Below are 16394 nucleotides of genomic sequence, written 5' to 3'. Positions count from 1 at the left end.
CCGCTGCGTGAATTCTCAGGGACACGCGAATCGGTGGTTAGCCATCTAGAAGGTGTGATTGCGTATTTAGCAATAATCTGCTATGGTGCCTTTCGCATCGGAGTGGCGGCGCCGTCGTGTCTGCGCGCCGGGCCGGTGCGGGTCTCGCGAAGCTCGCGAGACTCGCGACTCTCGCGAGGAATGACTCAAAGTGCAGGCAAATCAGCGTTTTATGGCGATCCTCGCGAGGCGCGCTTTTTTGTCTTTTTGAACGTCGACTGGGGAGGGGTGGACGGGAATGATTTCGGGAATTCCCGAAAGTTCGGGAAAGAGATTGCGATAAACGCCATAACGCCTTGAGGGCAAAAGTTTTTTGCCGCTGCCGCCGCGATTTCGGGAAAACTGCTTTTTTCCGGCGCGGCGAGGGTGGGATTACGCCGCCGAGGCGTAGATGCGGTCGAGGTCGTTGTCGTCGTAGGCGTACTCGGTGGAGCAGAACTCGCACTTCACCGATACGCGGCCGGTGGCATCGCGCATGTCGTCGAGTTCCTCGCGCTTGATCGAGCGCAACACGCGGTCGATGCGGGCGCGGCTGCAGCGGCAGCGCGCGATGAAGGGCCGTGTCTCGAACACGCGCGGCTGCTCCTGGTGGAACAGGCGGTAGAGCAGGTGGCTCGCCGGCAGGTTGGGGTCGAGCATCTCGGCCTCGGTCGCCGAGGCCATCAGGATCACCGCCTTGCGCCAGTCGTCCTCGCGCTGCTCGGCGTCGATGTCGAGGCGGCCGGCGTCGAACTCGGGCATCTGCTGCACCATCAGCGCCGCGGCGCGCCAGTGCGGCGTGCCGTCGGTGACGGTGCGGCGGGCCGCGATCTTGATGCCGGTCGGCAATTGCTCGGACTGGCGGAAGTAGGTGTGGGCGCAGTCGGCCAGCGTCGGTCCCTCCAGGGGCACCACGCCCTGGTAGCGCTCGGTGTACTGGCCCTGATCGACCGTGAAGGCGAGACGGCCGCTGCCGAACAGCTTCGGCACGTAACCGTCGGGCGCCTCGCTGTTGCCGGCACCGAGCGCCACGGCGAGCTTCCACGAATCGAACTGCGCATAGCCGCGCAGCGCGCCGTCGGTGGTGAGGTCGGTGACCAGCAGGCGGATCGGGCCGTCGCCGGTGATCTGCAGGGTGAAGATGCCGTCGTACTTGAGCGAGGTGGCGAGCGCTGCGCACAGCACCATGGCCTCGGCGAGCGGCCGCGCCACGGCAAGCGGATAGCCGTGGCGCTCGATGACCGCATCGAGGGTCGGGCCCAGCCGCACCAGGCGACCGCGCACGCCCAGCGCGTCGAGCTGGAACGGCAGGGCTTGGTCGTCGGAAGTCCAGAGGCCGCCTTCCGACGTCCCCATTATCGGGTCACCCTCACGACAGGCACCAGGCGAGGATGCTCTTCTGCGCGTGCAGGCGGTTCTCCGCTTCGTCGAACACGACGGACTGCGGGCCGTCGATCACGTCGGCGGTCACTTCCTCGCCGCGATGGGCGGGCAGGCAATGCATGAAGATGGCATCCGGCTTTGCCTGTTTCATCAGGCGCTGGTCGACCTGGTAGGCGCGCAGCAGGTTGTGCCGGCGTGCCGCGCTCGGGCTTTGCGGATCCTCGTCGCCCATCGACACCCAGGTGTCGGTGACGACGCAATCGGCATTGCGCACGATGGTCTCGGGGTCGTGGCCGATGGTGATGCGGCCCTGCGATTTCTCGGCCCACTGCACCACGTCCGCCGGCGGCTTGAGCTCCGGCGGGCAGGCGATGCGCAGTTCGAAGTCGAACTGCACCGCGGCGTGGATCCACGACGTCGCCATGTTGTTGCCATCGCCGGACCAGGCGATCGACTTGCCCCGAATGGTGCCGCGATGCTCCTCGTAGGTCATGACGTCGGCCATGAGCTGGCAGGGATGCGTCTTGTCGGTGAGGCCGTTGATCACCGGCACGGTCGCATACTTGGCCATCTCGAGGAGCTTCTCCTCGACGGTGGTGCGCATCATGATGATGTCGACATAGCGCGACAGCACCCGGGCGGTGTCGGCGATGGTCTCGCCGCGGCCGAGCTGGGTGTCGGTGCGGCCCAGCATGATGGTCTGGCCGCCCAGCTCGCGCATGCCGACCTCGAACGACACGCGCGTGCGGGTCGAGGGCTTCTCGAAGATCATGGCGAGCGTCTTGCCGGCGAGCGGCTTGTCGTGGCCGCCGTTCGCCCGCGCCTTCTTCATCGCCTTGCCGTGATCGAGGATCTGGCGAAGCGTCCGGGGATCGACCTGGTCGAGGTCGAGGAAATGCTTGGGTGTCGCCATGGTGCGCTACTCGGCGGCCTTGGCGGCATCGGCCTCGAACGACAGGGCGGCCTTCTCCAGCAGGGCGAGGCCCTCGTCGAGCGCCGCCTTGTCGGCGATCAGCGCCGGGAAGATGCGGATCACGTTCTCGCCCGCGATCGGCACCAGCAGGCCGAGCGACAGCAGGCGGTCGACCATCTCGCCGGCCGGGACGACGCAGCGCAGCCCCTGGAGGAAGCCGGTGCCGCGCGCCTCGGCGAATACCGCCGGATGCTTCTTCACCAGGCCCTCGAGCTGGGCCTTGAGGTACTTGCCGCGCTCGTGCACGCCGTCGATGAAGCCCGGCTGCGTCAGCACGTCGAGCACCGCGTTGGCCACGCCAGTGGCAAGCGGATTGCCGCCATAGGTCGAGCCGTGCGTGCCCGGCACCATGCCGACGGCTGCCTTCTCGGTCGCCATGAAGGCGCCGATGGGGAAGCCGCCGCCCATGCCCTTGGCGACCGCCATCACGTCGGGCGCGACGCCCGACCATTCGTAGGCGAACAGCTTGCCGGTGCGGCCGAAACCCGTGTGGATCTCGTCGTAGAACAGCAGCAGGCCGTACTCGTCGCACATCGCGCGCAGCGCCTTGAGGAACTCCGGCGTCGTCTCGCGGATGCCGCCCTCGCCCTGGATCGGCTCGACCAGGATGCCGGCGGTCTCATCGTCGATCATGTCGCGCACGACGTTGGCGTTGTTCAGCGGCGCATGGCGATAGCCCGGCGCGGGCGGGCCGAAGCCCTCCAGGTACTTCTCGTTACCGGTGGCGGCGAGCGCGTTCAGCAGGCGGCCATGGAAGGCAGCCTGGAAGCAGATGATCTTGTACCGGCCCGGCTTGCCGTTCACGTACTGGTACTTGCGGATCAGCTTGATGCCGCCTTCGATCGCCTCGGCGCCGGAATTGCAGAAGAACATCGTGTCGGCGAAGGTGAGGTCCACCAGCCGCTTGGCCAGCTTCTCGCCATTGCCGATGCGATAGATGTTGGAGGTGTGCCAGAGCTTCGATCCCTGCTCGGTCAGGGCCTTGACCAGGTAGGGATGGCAGTGGCCCAGCGCGTTCACGGCGATGCCGGAGGTAAAGTCGACATAACGTCGGCCATCCGTCGCGTAGAGATAGTTGCCCTCTCCGCGTTCGAACACGACGTCCTTGCGACCGTACGTCGGCATCACAGCCGTAATCACAGCGTAATCCTCCTTGAAAGCAAAAAAGCCTCGCCACGCCGGCAAGTCCCGAATGGGAAATGCCGGTTGATGACGAGGGCTCGGCACTATCGGACCGCGCCCGGGAGGTGTCAACTTGGGCGGCGGAAGTCGCGCGCCTTGAGGGGCTGGGACCCGTCTGCTAGGAGACCGCCTCCCCCAAGATCATGGCATGACCCTTCTTCCTACTCGCAACAGCCAGCTCGCCTTCAGCCGCGCCACCTTCCGGTCGGTGCCCGAGATGCTGGATTATGCCGCCCGGGGAGAAACCGGCGTCACCTTTTATACGGCGCGCGGCGAGCGGCTGGCGGCCCTGACCTGGTGCGAGATCCGCGACCGGGCCCATGTCGTGGCCCGCAAGCTGATCGGGGCGGGATTCGCGCGCGGCGACCGACTCCTGATCACTGCCGACACTTGGCCCGGTTTCTTCGACACCTTCTTCGGCGCTCAATATGCAGGGATGCTGCCGGTTCCGGTATCGATCCCGGTCGGCATCGGCGGCAAGGAAGCCTATCTCGAGCAGCTGCGGCGGCAGTTCGCGGCCTCGGGCGCGGTCGCGGCAGTCGGCATCGACGACCTGGCCGGCTTCCTGGCCGAGGCGGCGGCCGAGTTCCCGGACCTGCGTCTCCATGGTGGCGTCGGCGCGATCGATTCGCTGCCCGAGAAGCCGGTCGATCTGCGGCCGCTCGGTCCGGACGACGATTGCTACATCCAGTTCTCTTCCGGCAGCACGCGTCATCCGCACGGTGTGCGCATTCAGCAGAGCGCCTTGATGGCGAATCTGGCTGGCATCACCGGACCGGCCGGGCTCGATGTCGTGATCGGCGACCGCGCCGTGAGCTGGCTGCCGCTTTATCACGACATGGGCCTGATCGGCTTCCTGATGGCGCCGCTGTCGAGCCAGCTTTCGATCGACTATCTGACACCGCGCGACTTCGCCCGCCGCCCCATGCAGTGGCTGAACCTCATCTCGCGCAACCGCGCCTCCATCGCCTACAGCCCGAGCTTCGGCTACGACCTCGCCACCCGCCGCGGCGCCATGCAGGTGCCGGACGACCTCGACCTGTCGACCTGGCGCGTGGCCGGCATCGGCGGTGACATGGTGCGCGCCGAAGTGCTCGAGCGTTTCGCCGCCGCCTTCGAACCCAAGGGATTCAATCGCTCGGCCTTCATCCCGAGCTACGGCATGGCCGAGGTCTGCCTCGCCATCACCTTCTGTCCGCACGGCACCGGCTTCCGCACCGACACGGTCGATCGCGCCGCGCTCGGCAACGAGCAACGCGCCGTGCCTGCCGCCGATTCGGCCGACGCGCAGACAGCGCGGCGCTTCGTGGTCTGCGGCCGCGTGCTACCCGGTCATCAGCTCGAGGTCCGCGACGAGAGCGGCACGGTGCTGGGCGATCGGCAGGTCGGCCGCATCTTCGTGAAGGGGCCCAGCATCATGCCCGGCTACTTCAACGAGCCGGAGGCCTCGCATGCGGTCCTGTCGAAGGATGGCTGGCTCGATACCGGCGACCTCGGCTATCTGCTCGACGGCGAGATCGTGGTGACCGGCCGCGCCAAGGATCTGATCATCGTCCATGGCCGCAACGTCTGGCCGCAGGACATCGAGTGGGCGATCGAGGGGCGGCGCCTGGTGAAGACCGGCGATTCGGCCGCCTTCTCGGTCGATAGCGGCGAAGGCGAGCGCGTGGTCGTCGCCGTGGTGGCCCGCGTCTCGGGCGATGAAGCCCGGGCCGAACTGGCCCGCGATGTCGCCGGCGCCGTGCGAGAGGCGGTCGTGGTCGATTGCGAGGTCGTGCTGGTGCCGCCGGCGCTCGGCCTGCCCATGACGTCCTCCGGCAAGCTCTCCCGTGCACGCGCCAGGGCCAACTACCTCGCGGGCCTGTACGCGCCGCCGCCGTCATCGACCAAGCCCGCGGCAGCCTGAGGCGCGCGGCCGTGGCGAAGCGGATCGCGGTCACCGGCGCCACGGGCTTCGTCGGGCCGCATCTCGTGGCCGCCCTGGCGCGGCGCGGCTGGACCCTGCGCCTGCTGGTCCGGCGCTGGTCGCCCTTGCCGTCGCTGGCCGCCGTCGATGCCGAGATCGTGTGGGGCGACTTGGCGGACGAGGCGGCTCTAAGGCAGCTCGTTGCCGGGGTCGATGGCGTGGTTCACGCCGCCGGCCTGATCAAGGCCCGCCGCGAGCAGGACTTCTTCACCGTCAACCGCGACGGCACGGCGCGGCTCTCGGCCCTCGCGCCGGACGTGCCGCTGGTCCTGCTGTCGTCCTTGGCGGCCCGTGAGCCGCAACTGTCGCCTTACGCGGCCAGCAAGCGGGCGGCGGAACAGGTCCTGGCCGAACGGGCGGGACGGTGGATCGCCCTGCGGGCGCCCGCGGTCTACGGACCCGGCGATCGCGAAACCCTGACCTATTTCCGCAGCGTGGCGCGGGGAATTGCGCCTCAGCCGGCCATTCCGGGGGCCCGCCTGGCCCTGATCCATGTCGCCGACCTGGCCGAGGCCCTGGCGATGGCCCTCGAGCAGCCGCTACCGGCTGCCGTATATGAAGTCGATGATGGCCGGGACGGCGGGTACAGCTATGCCGACATGGCCCGTGCAGCCGGATTGGCCCTCGGGCGGAGAGAACGGTTGTTCCGGATTCCCCGTATGCTGATTGAGGTTATTGCCCGCGCTCACGGTATCGGCCAAGCCCTGGGTGGCCCCGTCCAAATCCTGACGCCCAACAAGGTCAATGAGCTGTTCCATCCGGATTGGACGGCCCACGACCATCGCTTCGCGGCAGCCGTCCGCTTCTCTCCTCGTTATGATCTGGGGGCCGGTTTCCGGGACACGATCTTGTGGTACCGGGCCCACAAATGGCTCTAAAGGCTGTGAAACACACCGTAACAATTTGTTATTTCACAAAGAATCGCGATTTCTGCACAAGTCACCATGTCTGATGTCCAGACCGGGAGCCTCCCCTTGCGCACTGCCCAGAACATGATCGTCGAGAACGACGACTTCGCCGATACCCTCGTTGCTCGACGCCCCCCGTCGCGTGGCGAAGTCATGGCCGAGATCTGCCGCCAGCTCGAGCCGTTCCAGACCGACGATGGCGCGGCGATCACGGGCGCGACGGTCATTTCCAAGGATCTCTCGATCGACTCCCTCGCGGTCATGGACATGGTCATGGATCTCGAGGACCAGTTCGACGTGTCGATCCCGATGAACGTCGTGGCGGAAATTCACACGGTCGATGAGCTCGCCGACACGATTCTGTCGCTGAGCGCGCGGCGCTAATCCCACACTGTTAATCCCATGGGGCTGTTTGACCGCCATGCGGGTCTGCTGGACGCCTACCGCGACGTCCGCACGACCGGCGCTGACCCGTTCCAGATTCGCATGGAGCGGGTTCTTTCCGCGACCGAAGCGGTCATCAACGGCCGCAAGACGCTGCTGGTCGGGACGAACAACTACTTCGGCCTGACCTTCGACCCGTCCTGCATGGAGGCCGCGATCGAGGCGATCCGCGCCGAGGGCACCGGGACTACGGGCTCGCGCATCGCCAATGGCAGCTACAGCGAGCATGTGGCACTCGAGCAGGAGATCGCCGAGTTCTACGGCAAGAAGCACTGCATGGTCTTCACGACCGGCTATCAGGCCAATCTCGGCGTGATCTCGACCCTGGTGGCCCAGGGCGATTTCCTGCTGATCGATGCCGACAGCCATGCCTCCATCTACGACGCCTGCAAGATGACGCAGGCCGAGGTGGTGCGCTTCAAGCACAACGATCCGTCGAGCCTCGAAGCCCGCCTGCGCCGGCTGGGCGACCGGCCGGGTAACCGGCTGGTGGTGCTCGAAGGCATCTACTCGATGCTGGGCGACAGCGCGCCGCTCAAGGAATTCATCGACGTCAGCAAGAAGTACGGCGCCTATGTGCTGGTCGACGAGGCCCATTCGCTGGGCGCGCTGGGCGAACATGGCCGCGGCCTGTGCGAGTCCACGGGCGTGCTGGACGACTGCCATTTCATCGTCGGGACTTTCTCCAAGACGCTGGGCGCAATCGGCGGCTACTGCGTCTCCAACGATCCCGACTTCGACATCCTGCGTGTGACCGTGCGGTCCTACATGTTCACCGCCTCGCTGCCGCCGTCGATCGTCGCGTCGGTGCGCCAGGCACTGCGCGTGGTCAAGGCGCGGCCCGAGCTGCGCACCAAGCTGTGGGAGAATGTCGCCACCCTCTATGACGGGCTGGCGGCGCGGGGCTTCAAGCTGGGGCCGGAACATGGCCCGGTGGTCGGCGTGCATCTGCCCGATCGGAGCACTGCCATCGGCTTCTGGCGCGCCATGCTGGATGCGGGCGTCTATGTGAACGTTGCCGTGCCGCCGGCCACGCCCAACGGCGTGTCGCTGCTGCGCTGCTCGGTATCGGCGGCGCACAGCAAGGAACAGCTCGCGCACATGATCGAGGTCATGACGGGGATCGGCCGACAGATGGGGCTACTCGGTCCCCAGCTGCGCGCCGTCGCCGGCAACCGCTAAGGAAGTACGTGCCGTGCGCCGTCGCTGGCCACTGGAACCAGCGGACAGGGCGGCGCGGCCGAACTGGTCGTCTCGTTCCGTCTCCCGCTGCCGATAGCTGACGGACAACGGCCATGTTCACCTTGGCGCATCTCTCAGATCCGCACCTGCCGATGCCGCGCGCCCCGCTGGGCCAGCTCCTGAACAAGCGGGCCACGGGCTATTACAACTGGTGGCGTCACCGCGTGCATGTTCATGTGCCGGAGGCGCTGGCCGGCATCGTCGCCGACATCAAGGCGCGCGCGCCCGACCACATCGCGCTGACGGGCGATCTGGTGAATGTCGCGCTGCCGCAGGAGTTCCGGCGCGCCGCGGATTGGCTTGCTGGCTTCGAACCGCCGGACCGTCTTACGATCGTGCCGGGCAATCACGATGTCTACGTCTCCGTTCCCTGGGACGAGAGCCTGGGTCTGTGGGGCGCCTATATGGCGGGCGATGGCGAATCGTCGGCGCCGGGCCTGGATGCTTTCCCGATCGTCCGCCGCCGTGGGCCCGTCGTCCTGATTGGCCTGTCGACCGGCGTGCCCAAGCCGCCCTTCTTTGCCACCGGCGATCTCGGCTCCTCCCAGATCGCGCGGGCCGAGCGGCTGCTGGCGGAGACGGGGCGGGAAGGGCTGTGCCGGATCGTGCTGATCCATCATCCGCCGCTGTTCGGCCAGTCGCGCTTCAAGCGCCTGACCGATACGGCGGCCTTCCAGGCCATGATCCGCCGGGTCGGCTGCGAGGCCGTCCTGCACGGCCACAATCATCTCAGCGAGATCGCCCGCATTGCCGGCCCTACTGGTCCGGTCCCCGTCCTGGGCGTGACGTCGGCCTCGGCCGCTCCCGACAGCAAATACGGCCGTGCCCGCTATCATCTTATCCGGATCGACCGTCACGAGGGGGGCTGGCGTCTCGACGTCGAATTGCGTGCTCTGTCCGCCGATGGTCGCGGCTGCGAGCCGGACGGCAAGTTGGTTTTCCAGTCGGGTGCTCACGCATCCACGGTCAATTGAGGCAGGTATGGCATCCTCTGAAATCGTCGTCTCCCCGGTTGTCGGCAAGGCAGATCTCAAGGCCTTCATCGACTTGCCCAAGCGCCTGTTCGCCGGCCACAAGGGGTACGTTCCCCATCTCGATGTCGAGCGTCGCGAAGCCTTCTCGCCGGACAAGAATCCGCTCTTCAAGCATGTCGAGGTGCAGTTCTTCCTGGCGCGGCGCGACGGCAGAGTGGTCGGTCGCATCGCCGCACAGATCGACCACGCCTATCTCGAACGCTACGGCGACAGCACCGGGCATTTCGGCTGCCTTGCCGCCGAGGACGATCCGGCCATCTTCGCGGCTCTGTTCGCCGCCGCCGAGGACTGGCTGCGGCAGAAGGGCATGAAGCGGGCGACGGGTCCATTCAGCCTTTCCGTCAACGAGGAAGTCGGTCTCATGGTCTGGGGCTTCGACAGCCGGCCGATGCTGATGGTGCCTTACGATCCGCCTTACTCCGGCCCGCGCGTCGAAGGCTGCGGCTACACCAAGATCAAGGACATGCTGTCGTACGACTACGACGTCCAGAATGCGCCGGAGACGCTGGGGAAGAAGCTGCTGGCCCGGGCAGGCCTTGCAGATCGCGTGAAGGTGCGGACCGCGAACATGAAGATGTTCGATGCCGAGGTCCGCACCCTGGTCGGAATCTTCAACGACGCCTGGAGCGACAATTGGGGCTTCGTGCCCTTCACCCAGGCCGAGATCGACCATGCGTCCAAGGCGTTCGGACCGGTCATCGTGCCGGATCTCGCGGTGTTCGTGGAAGTCGACGACGAGGCGGTGGCCTTCATCGTCGCCCTGACCAACCTCAACGAGGCCATCACGGAGTTCAACGGCAGCCTCAACCCGCTGAACCTCGCCAAGCTGCTGTGGCGGCTCAAGATCGCCGGCGTCGGGAGCACGCGCGTGCCGCTCATGGGCGTGCGCAAGAAATACCGCAACCATCCGCTGATGGGAGCCGGCCTGGCCATGATGGCGATCGACGTGCTGCGCCAGAACGGCAAGCGGCTCGGCAAGAAGACGGCCGAGCTGGGCTGGATCCTCGAGGACAACAAGGCGATGAACAACATCATCCGCTTGGTTGGCGGCGTGCACTACAAGACGCATCGCATCTACGAGAAGGCGCTGGCGTGACGGTGCCGGCGCCCGGCGCCAAGCGACCTCCCTCGGCCTTCGCTCCGCTCGCCAACCGCGCCTTTCTCGGCCTGTGGATCGCCAACCTGCTGTCCAATGTCGGCGGCTGGATGCAGACCACGGGAGCCGCCTGGGAAATGACCAGCCTGACCAGTGAGCCGATCTATGTCGCGGCGCTGGCCGCGGCCGGCACGCTGCCGATGTTCCTGTTCTGCTTCTTCGCCGGCATCCTCGCCGACCGCTTCGAGCGGCGGCGCTACATCATCCTCTGCCAGTGGTGGATGATGGGGGTGGCGGCGGTCCTCGCGGTACTGGCCTTCCTGGGCCAGCTCAGCGCCTGGAACCTGCTGGTGTTGAGCTTCCTGATGGGACTGGGCAACGCCATGAACGCGCCGGCGTGGCACGCCGTCGTGCCGGAGATCGTCAGCGGCCCGCTGCTGCGGCCGGCGATCGCGCTCAACAGCGCCGGCTTCAATCTCGCCCGGACCATCGGCCCGGTGATCGGCCAGATGCTGCTGGGCCTGGTCGGCGTCTTCCTTCTCTTCTTCATCAATTCCGTCACCTACATCGGTGTTATCTTCGCCATGCAGGCCTGGAAGCGGCCGCCAGAGGCCCATGCCGAGCAGCGGCGGGAAGGCTTTTTCGAGGCGGCGCGGGCCGGCATCGCCTACGTCCGGAACTCGGCCGAGCTGCAGGCCGTCTTCGCCCGTGGCCTCTGCTTCTTCGTGCCCGGAATCGCCATGGGAACCTTGCTGCCCGTGATCGGCCGGTTCGCGCTCAAGCTCGACGAGTTCTCCTTCGGCATCCTCTACGCCGCCTTCGGTGCAGGTGCAGTGGCTGGCGCCATGATGATGCCGGCCCTGAACCGCCTGCTCGGCTCCGATCGTGCCAACATTTGGGCAATGGGGCTGCACGCCCTCTCGACGCTGGTCGCCGCGCTCGAGATGAAGCCGCTGATCTTCGGCCTGTGCATCACCATCGCCGGCGGCTGCTGGATCATGGTGATCGCCAACAATGGCGCCGCCGTCCAGATGATCCTGCCCAACTTCATGCGGGCGCGCGGCATGGCCGTCCACCAGATGGTTTTCTTCGGCGCCATGGTGGTGGGCTCGCTGTTATGGGGAAAGATCGCTGATCAGTGGGGCGTGAAGGCCTCGCTCATCCTGTCGGCTCTATCGCTGATCCCGCTGACGATGGTCGCGGCATCGATTCGCCTGCCGCGCTCGTCGATGCGACGGCTCTGACGAGCAACTGTCGCGACGGCGATGTGATGGCGACACCACAAGACCCCCAAAAATTTCGCCGTGGAGTCAGAATCCTCTTGTAACGGCGCACATTAGTTGTAGATAGCAAACGAAGACGCCCACGCACGTGCCGCTGGCCCATAGTGGTTACGCAACGACGGAAAGCGTCCTTTTTGGCAGTGCTGGCTTCGCGCCGGGTCCGGGAAGGAGCTTCTGAGATGGTTGCTTGCTGTGCGGGGCGCGATCCCCGCTATCGTGTCGCATGCCCGGCGAGTTCTGGCCGGGCCACATCGTTCGAACTTCCGCTCCGGCGGAAAACCGCTCCGTCGAGTATTCGCTGACGACGCCGCCCGCGAAGGGCGCCGTTCGTCACTGCGTTACTCCCATCGAACCTGCAGACATTCTAGACGGGGAACCCCCCAGCGATGACCGAGCGTATTTTCCGTTATCTCCGCGAACAGCAGCCCGAGACGCCGTGCCTGGTGATCGACCTCGACTTGGTCGAGCACAACTTTCGGCGCATGCGCGAGCTGCTGCCGGCCGCTCACATCTTCTACGCCGTGAAAGCCAACCCGGCAGCCCAGATCCTGTCCCGGCTCGCGGGGCTCGGCTCGAAGTTCGACACGGCGTCGCGCGGCGAGATCGAGATGGTGCAGGCCACCGGCATCAGCATGGACCGCATCTCCTTCGGCAACACCATCAAGAAGGAGAAGGACATCGCCTGGGCCTACCAGCAGGGTGTCCGCCTGTTCGCCTTCGACAGCGAGGCGGAGCTGCAGAAGCTCGCGCGCGTGGCGCCCGGTGCCCGGGTCTTCTGCCGCGTGCTGGTCGATTGCGGCGGCGCCGAGTGGCCGCTCAGCAAGAAGTTCGGCTGCGCGCCGGAGATGGCCAAGGACCTGCTGCGCAAGGCCAGGGAATGGGGCCTCGATCCCTACGGCATCTCCTTCCATGTCGGCAGCCAGCAGACCGATCTCGATCAGTGGGACAAGGCGCTGGCCCAGGTCTCGCAGATGTTCTTCGCTCTCGCCGAGGAAGGCGTCGATCTGCGCATGGTCAACCTGGGTGGCGGCTTCCCGGCCCGTTACCGCGCTGAGGTCAACAGCATCGAATCCTATTGCGAGGCGGTCGGCCGCGCCCTGGTGCGCCACTTCGGCAATCGCATGCCGGAGGTCATCATCGAGCCCGGCCGCTCCATGGTGGGCGATGCCGGCGTGATCCAGAGCGAGGTCGTGCTGGTCTCGCGCAAGGCCGCCAACGACCGCAAGCGCTGGATCTATCTCGATATTGGCAAGTTCTCGGGCCTGGCCGAGACGATGGACGAGAGCATCAAGTATCGCCTGCGGACGGCTCGTGACGGCACGCGCGTCGGCCCGGTGGTGCTGGCGGGTCCCACCTGCGATTCCGCCGACATCCTGTACGAGAAGACCGAGTACAAGCTGCCTCTGTCGCTGAAGCCCGGCGACAAGGTCGAGATCCTGTCGACCGGCGCCTATACGACGACCTACTCGTCAGTGGCCTTCAACGGCTTCGCGCCGCTCAAGGCGATCTGCATCTAGGCAGCGACGTTACATCGGGGTGACGGGACGGGGCCTTGAGAAAGGCCCCGTTGCCGTTTATCGAGCATTTAACGATACAGCGGGGATGCTGAAATGGCGAAGAGAGTCGCGCGCAAGGTTCCGAACAAGAAGTATCTGACCTTCAAGGGCCGCATGGTCATGATCGGCTTCGGCTCGATCGGTCAGGGCGTGCTGCCGCTGATCCTGCGTCATATCAACATCAAGCCCGAGCAGATCGTCATCATCACCGACGAAATGCGCGGCGGTGAGGCCGAGGCGGAGCGCTACGGCGTCGAGTTCGTCGAAAAGCGCCTGACCGAATCCAACGTCCGCGCCACGCTGGACAACCGGCTGGGCGAGGGCGACTTCCTGGTCAATCTTTCGGTCGAGGTCGCTTCGACGGCGCTGATCGAGCTTTGCCAGAAGAAGGGTGTGCGTTACCTCGATACCTGCATCGAGCCTTGGCCGGGCGGCTATACCGACCCCAACCTGTCGGTCTCGCGTCGCTCGAACTATGCGCTGCGCGACACCATGCTGAAGCTGAAGCCGCGCTACGAAGGTGGTCCGACGGCGGTGGTCGCCCATGGCGCCAACCCCGGACTGGTCTCGCATTTCGTGAAGCAGGCGCTGATGAATATCGCGCATGACACCGGCGTGAAGACGGCCGCGCCGACCACGCGCGAAGGCTGGGGCAAACTCGCCCAGCGTCTCGGCATCAAGGTGATCCACATCGCCGAGCGCGACACGCAGGTCTCGAAAAAGCCGAAGGAAGTCGGCGAGTTCGTCAACACCTGGTCGATCGACGGCTTCGTCTCCGAGGGCGGGCAGCCCGCCGAGATGGGCTGGGGTACACACGAGAAGGCGCTGCCGCCCGACGGCAAGCGTCATACGTTTGGCTGCGACGCGGCGATCTACCTCAATCGTCCGGGCCTGCTGACGCAGACGCGCACCTGGACGCCGATCGAGGGGCCGTTCCACGGTTTCATCATCACCCACAACGAGTCCATCTCGATCGCCGACTACCTTACCGTGCGTGACGGCAAGAAGGTCACCTACCGGCCGACCGTGCATTACGCCTATCATCCGTGCGACCAGGCGATCATGTCGATGCACGAGATCGCCGGAAAGAACCTGAAGCAGCAAAAGCGCCAGCGCCTGATCGTCGACGAGGTCGTCTCCGGCCGCGACGAGCTGGGTGTGCTGCTGATGGGACACAAGAAAGGCGCCTACTGGTACGGCTCGCAGATCGACATCAAGGAAGCGCGCAGCCTGGTGCCTTACAACAATGCCACCTCTATCCAGGTGGTGGCACCGGTGCTGTCAGGCATCATCTGGGCGCTCGAAAACCCCAACCGCGGCATCGTCGAAGCGGATGAGATGGATTTTGCCCGCAACCTCGAGATCTGCATGCCCTATCTCGGCCCGGTCGTCGGCAAGTACAGCGACTGGACCCCGCTGCAGGATCGCGGCGTCCTCTTCCCCGAGGACCTCGACAAGTCCGACCCGTGGCAGTTCAAGAACTTCCGCGTGGTGTGATTCCATGACGTAAGATCGCGGTGTTCGAGACACCGGATCCACGGTGCGTAGGATTTTGCCTACGCATCATTGTCTCTGCGCGTTCTCTCCTGCCGCGAGAGCCGGCCTTCCAAGGGAGCTGATCGGTCTCCTTGTACCGGAAGGCGGCAGCGGCCGGTCGGTAGTGCAGCCCTCAACGCTTGCGGACGAACTCCGCGCGCAGCACCAGGCCCTTGATGCCCTCGAAGCGGCAATCGATCTCCTGGGGGTCGCCGGTCAGGCGGATCGACCGGATCACCGTTCCCCGCCGCAGCGTCTGGTTGGCGCCCTTGACCTTCAGGTCCTTGGTGAGAACCACACTGTCGCCGTCGGCAAGGAGATTGCCGACCGAATCCCGCACCTCTACGGCCTGGGCAGCCGTTTGCTTGGCCTTGGCTTCCGCGGCCGGAATCCACTCGCCCGTGGCTTCGTCATAGACATATTCGTCATCGGGCTCGGCCATTCTCGTCTCGCTTCCTGTGCTCTGGCGCTTGAGAGCGAGCGCTCTACACGCCGGGAATGGTTGCCGCAAGCGTCGGAGCGGCGCGGGCCGGCCAACTTCAATTCGCTTCTTCGACGGCATTGGGGCAGCATGGCCCGGACGGCTTGGGGAAGAGGGACGCTCTGTCGCGGGGCGAGCCGCAAGGTCGGTGTGTGGGATGACTGGGATGGGGACCATCAAAGGAGCATGAACAAGCGGGTTGCCTGGCTCGATACGTTGCGGGGCGGCGCCGTGGTGGCCGTGATCGCCTATCATCTGGTGCAGAGCTCGGCCCTCAACGGCAGCTGGTTGTCGCGAGTCACCTATTACGGCCAGTACGGCGTGGATCTGTTCTTCGTGCTGAGCGGCTGGCTGGTCGGTACGCTGTTCTGGCGCGAACTCTGGTCCACAGGTGATGTCGCTCTCGGCCGATTCTGGCTGCGCCGCGCCTTGCGGACCATCCCACCCTATTTCGGCATCCTTGCGGTATCGTGGGCCGCGGTCGCGGTGGCGCGCCACGAGCCCTTCGACTTTTCCTACCTCGTCTTTCTTCAGAATTACCAGGATCGCATTCCCTTTTTCCTGGTGAGCTGGTCGCTCTGCATCGAGGAGCATTTTTACCTGGTCATCCCGATCCTGGCCGCCGCGATCGCCCGCTATGGCACACGCTGGCTGCTGCCGTTGGCGTTGATCGGGCTCGCGTTGCTGTCGCCCGTCGCCCGGGCGCTGGAATTCGATTCGGTCCCCCGGAACGAGTTCGGCTACGCCGTGACCGCAACCCATCTCCATCTCGACGGCATCGCCTTCGGATTTGCCGCGAGCTTCGCGTCCTTCCGATGGCCTTCGATATTCGCGAAGGCGATCGGATCCAAGGGCCTCTGGATCGCTGTTCTCGCTGCGGTTGCCGCGGCCGTTACGGTCGAGGCGATCGCTGGTGAGAGGGTCCACTACGTCCTATTCCCCACCGTGCTGGCGACGGTGTTTTGTCTATTGGCCGTGATGCGGCCGCGCTCGGTGGAGTCCGCATGGCCGGATCGCCAGCGGCTTCGAGCGCTGGTCCGCGCCGTGGCGATAAGTTCCTACTCGGCCTACCTCGTGCATCCGCTGGCCATTCATCTCACCAAGACCATTGTCGGCCAGCTCGGCGGAGCAGATCTCCTGTACTGGGTCCTCGGCCTGGCCCTGATCGTGGGCGCGACCTACGGCTACTACAGTCTGGCCGAGAGCACGGCGATCAGGCTGAGGGATGTCCTCGTGCCGTACCGTCCCGATCGAGGACAGGGACGGCTGAGGACAAGCTGACGTGCGACCCG

At 65.7% G+C, this 16394-nt stretch carries 14 protein-coding genes; 10 read left to right on the top strand and 4 right to left on the bottom strand.

Annotation, left to right across the window (positions count from 1 at the left end; translation table 11 throughout):
* Window positions 1–411 precede the first annotated feature (411 nt).
* From hslO to B5D62_RS26055, 3 genes are read right to left on the bottom strand one after another with little or no spacing between them, the layout of a single operon-like run.
* Window positions 412–1374: an Hsp33 family molecular chaperone HslO gene (gene hslO, locus B5D62_RS26065; RefSeq protein WP_085936979.1), complete on the bottom strand. Its 963-nt coding sequence runs from the start codon at window positions 1372–1374 to the stop codon at window positions 412–414.
* Window positions 1375–1387: 13 nt separating this feature from the next.
* Window positions 1388–2314, bottom strand: coding sequence for an ornithine carbamoyltransferase (gene argF / locus B5D62_RS26060; RefSeq protein ID WP_085936978.1), 927 nt, complete (start codon window positions 2312–2314; stop codon window positions 1388–1390).
* Window positions 2315–2320: 6 nt separating this feature from the next.
* Window positions 2321–3514 carry an aspartate aminotransferase family protein gene (locus B5D62_RS26055; protein ID WP_218191313.1) on the bottom strand — a complete coding sequence of 398 codons (1194 nt, stop codon included), beginning with the start codon at window positions 3512–3514 and terminating at the stop codon, window positions 2321–2323.
* 190 nt (window positions 3515–3704) lie between these two features.
* Here B5D62_RS26055 and B5D62_RS26050 point away from each other — a divergent pair, with 190 nt between their 5' ends.
* From B5D62_RS26050 to B5D62_RS26010, 9 genes are all read left to right on the top strand, one after another.
* Window positions 3705–5462, top strand: a complete 1758-nt coding sequence (locus B5D62_RS26050; protein WP_085936976.1) for a fatty acyl-AMP ligase — start codon at window positions 3705–3707, stop codon at window positions 5460–5462.
* 11 nt (window positions 5463–5473) lie between these two features.
* Complete coding sequence (locus B5D62_RS26045) at window positions 5474–6400, top strand: NAD-dependent epimerase/dehydratase family protein (RefSeq protein WP_170921141.1); 927 nt, start codon at window positions 5474–5476, stop codon at window positions 6398–6400.
* A gap of 96 nt (window positions 6401–6496) precedes the next feature.
* Entirely contained in the window at window positions 6497–6814 is a 318-nt protein-coding gene (locus tag B5D62_RS26040) for an acyl carrier protein (protein WP_231714942.1), read from the top strand.
* A gap of 18 nt (window positions 6815–6832) precedes the next feature.
* A complete protein-coding gene (spt, locus tag B5D62_RS26035) occupies window positions 6833–8056 on the top strand; it encodes a serine palmitoyltransferase (RefSeq protein WP_085936973.1) in 1224 nt (407 codons plus the stop codon).
* 113 nt (window positions 8057–8169) lie between these two features.
* A complete protein-coding gene (locus tag B5D62_RS26030; protein ID WP_085936972.1) occupies window positions 8170–9090 on the top strand; it encodes a metallophosphoesterase family protein in 921 nt (306 codons plus the stop codon).
* A 7-nt stretch (window positions 9091–9097) separates the two neighbouring features.
* On the top strand, window positions 9098–10246 hold the full coding sequence (locus tag B5D62_RS26025) for a hypothetical protein (protein ID WP_085936971.1): 1149 nt from the start codon (window positions 9098–9100) through the stop codon (window positions 10244–10246).
* Window positions 10243–11490: an MFS transporter gene (locus tag B5D62_RS26020; RefSeq protein WP_170921140.1), complete on the top strand. Its 1248-nt coding sequence runs from the start codon at window positions 10243–10245 to the stop codon at window positions 11488–11490. Before B5D62_RS26025 ends, B5D62_RS26020 begins: the two co-directional genes overlap by 4 nt.
* A gap of 425 nt (window positions 11491–11915) precedes the next feature.
* Entirely contained in the window at window positions 11916–13046 is a 1131-nt protein-coding gene (locus B5D62_RS26015) for a type III PLP-dependent enzyme (RefSeq protein WP_085936969.1), read from the top strand.
* Window positions 13047–13139: 93 nt separating this feature from the next.
* Window positions 13140–14582 carry a homospermidine synthase gene (locus B5D62_RS26010; RefSeq protein WP_085936968.1) on the top strand — a complete coding sequence of 481 codons (1443 nt, stop codon included), beginning with the start codon at window positions 13140–13142 and terminating at the stop codon, window positions 14580–14582.
* Between the two features lie 172 nt (window positions 14583–14754).
* Here B5D62_RS26010 and B5D62_RS26005 read toward each other — a convergent pair whose 3' ends face one another.
* The gene (locus B5D62_RS26005; RefSeq protein WP_085936967.1) at window positions 14755–15063 is read right to left on the bottom strand and encodes an alkylphosphonate utilization protein; all 309 of its coding nucleotides are present in this window, start codon (window positions 15061–15063) and stop codon (window positions 14755–14757) included.
* A 225-nt stretch (window positions 15064–15288) separates the two neighbouring features.
* Here B5D62_RS26005 and B5D62_RS26000 point away from each other — a divergent pair, with 225 nt between their 5' ends.
* Window positions 15289–16383: an acyltransferase family protein gene (locus B5D62_RS26000; protein WP_170921139.1), complete on the top strand. Its 1095-nt coding sequence runs from the start codon at window positions 15289–15291 to the stop codon at window positions 16381–16383.
* The last annotated feature ends 11 nt before the right edge of the window (window positions 16384–16394 follow it).

This window comes from Enhydrobacter aerosaccus (assembly GCF_900167455.1).
Taxonomy (GTDB): domain Bacteria; phylum Pseudomonadota; class Alphaproteobacteria; order Reyranellales; family Reyranellaceae; genus Reyranella; species Reyranella aerosaccus.
This window is presented reverse-complemented; position numbering and strand designations above follow the sequence as displayed.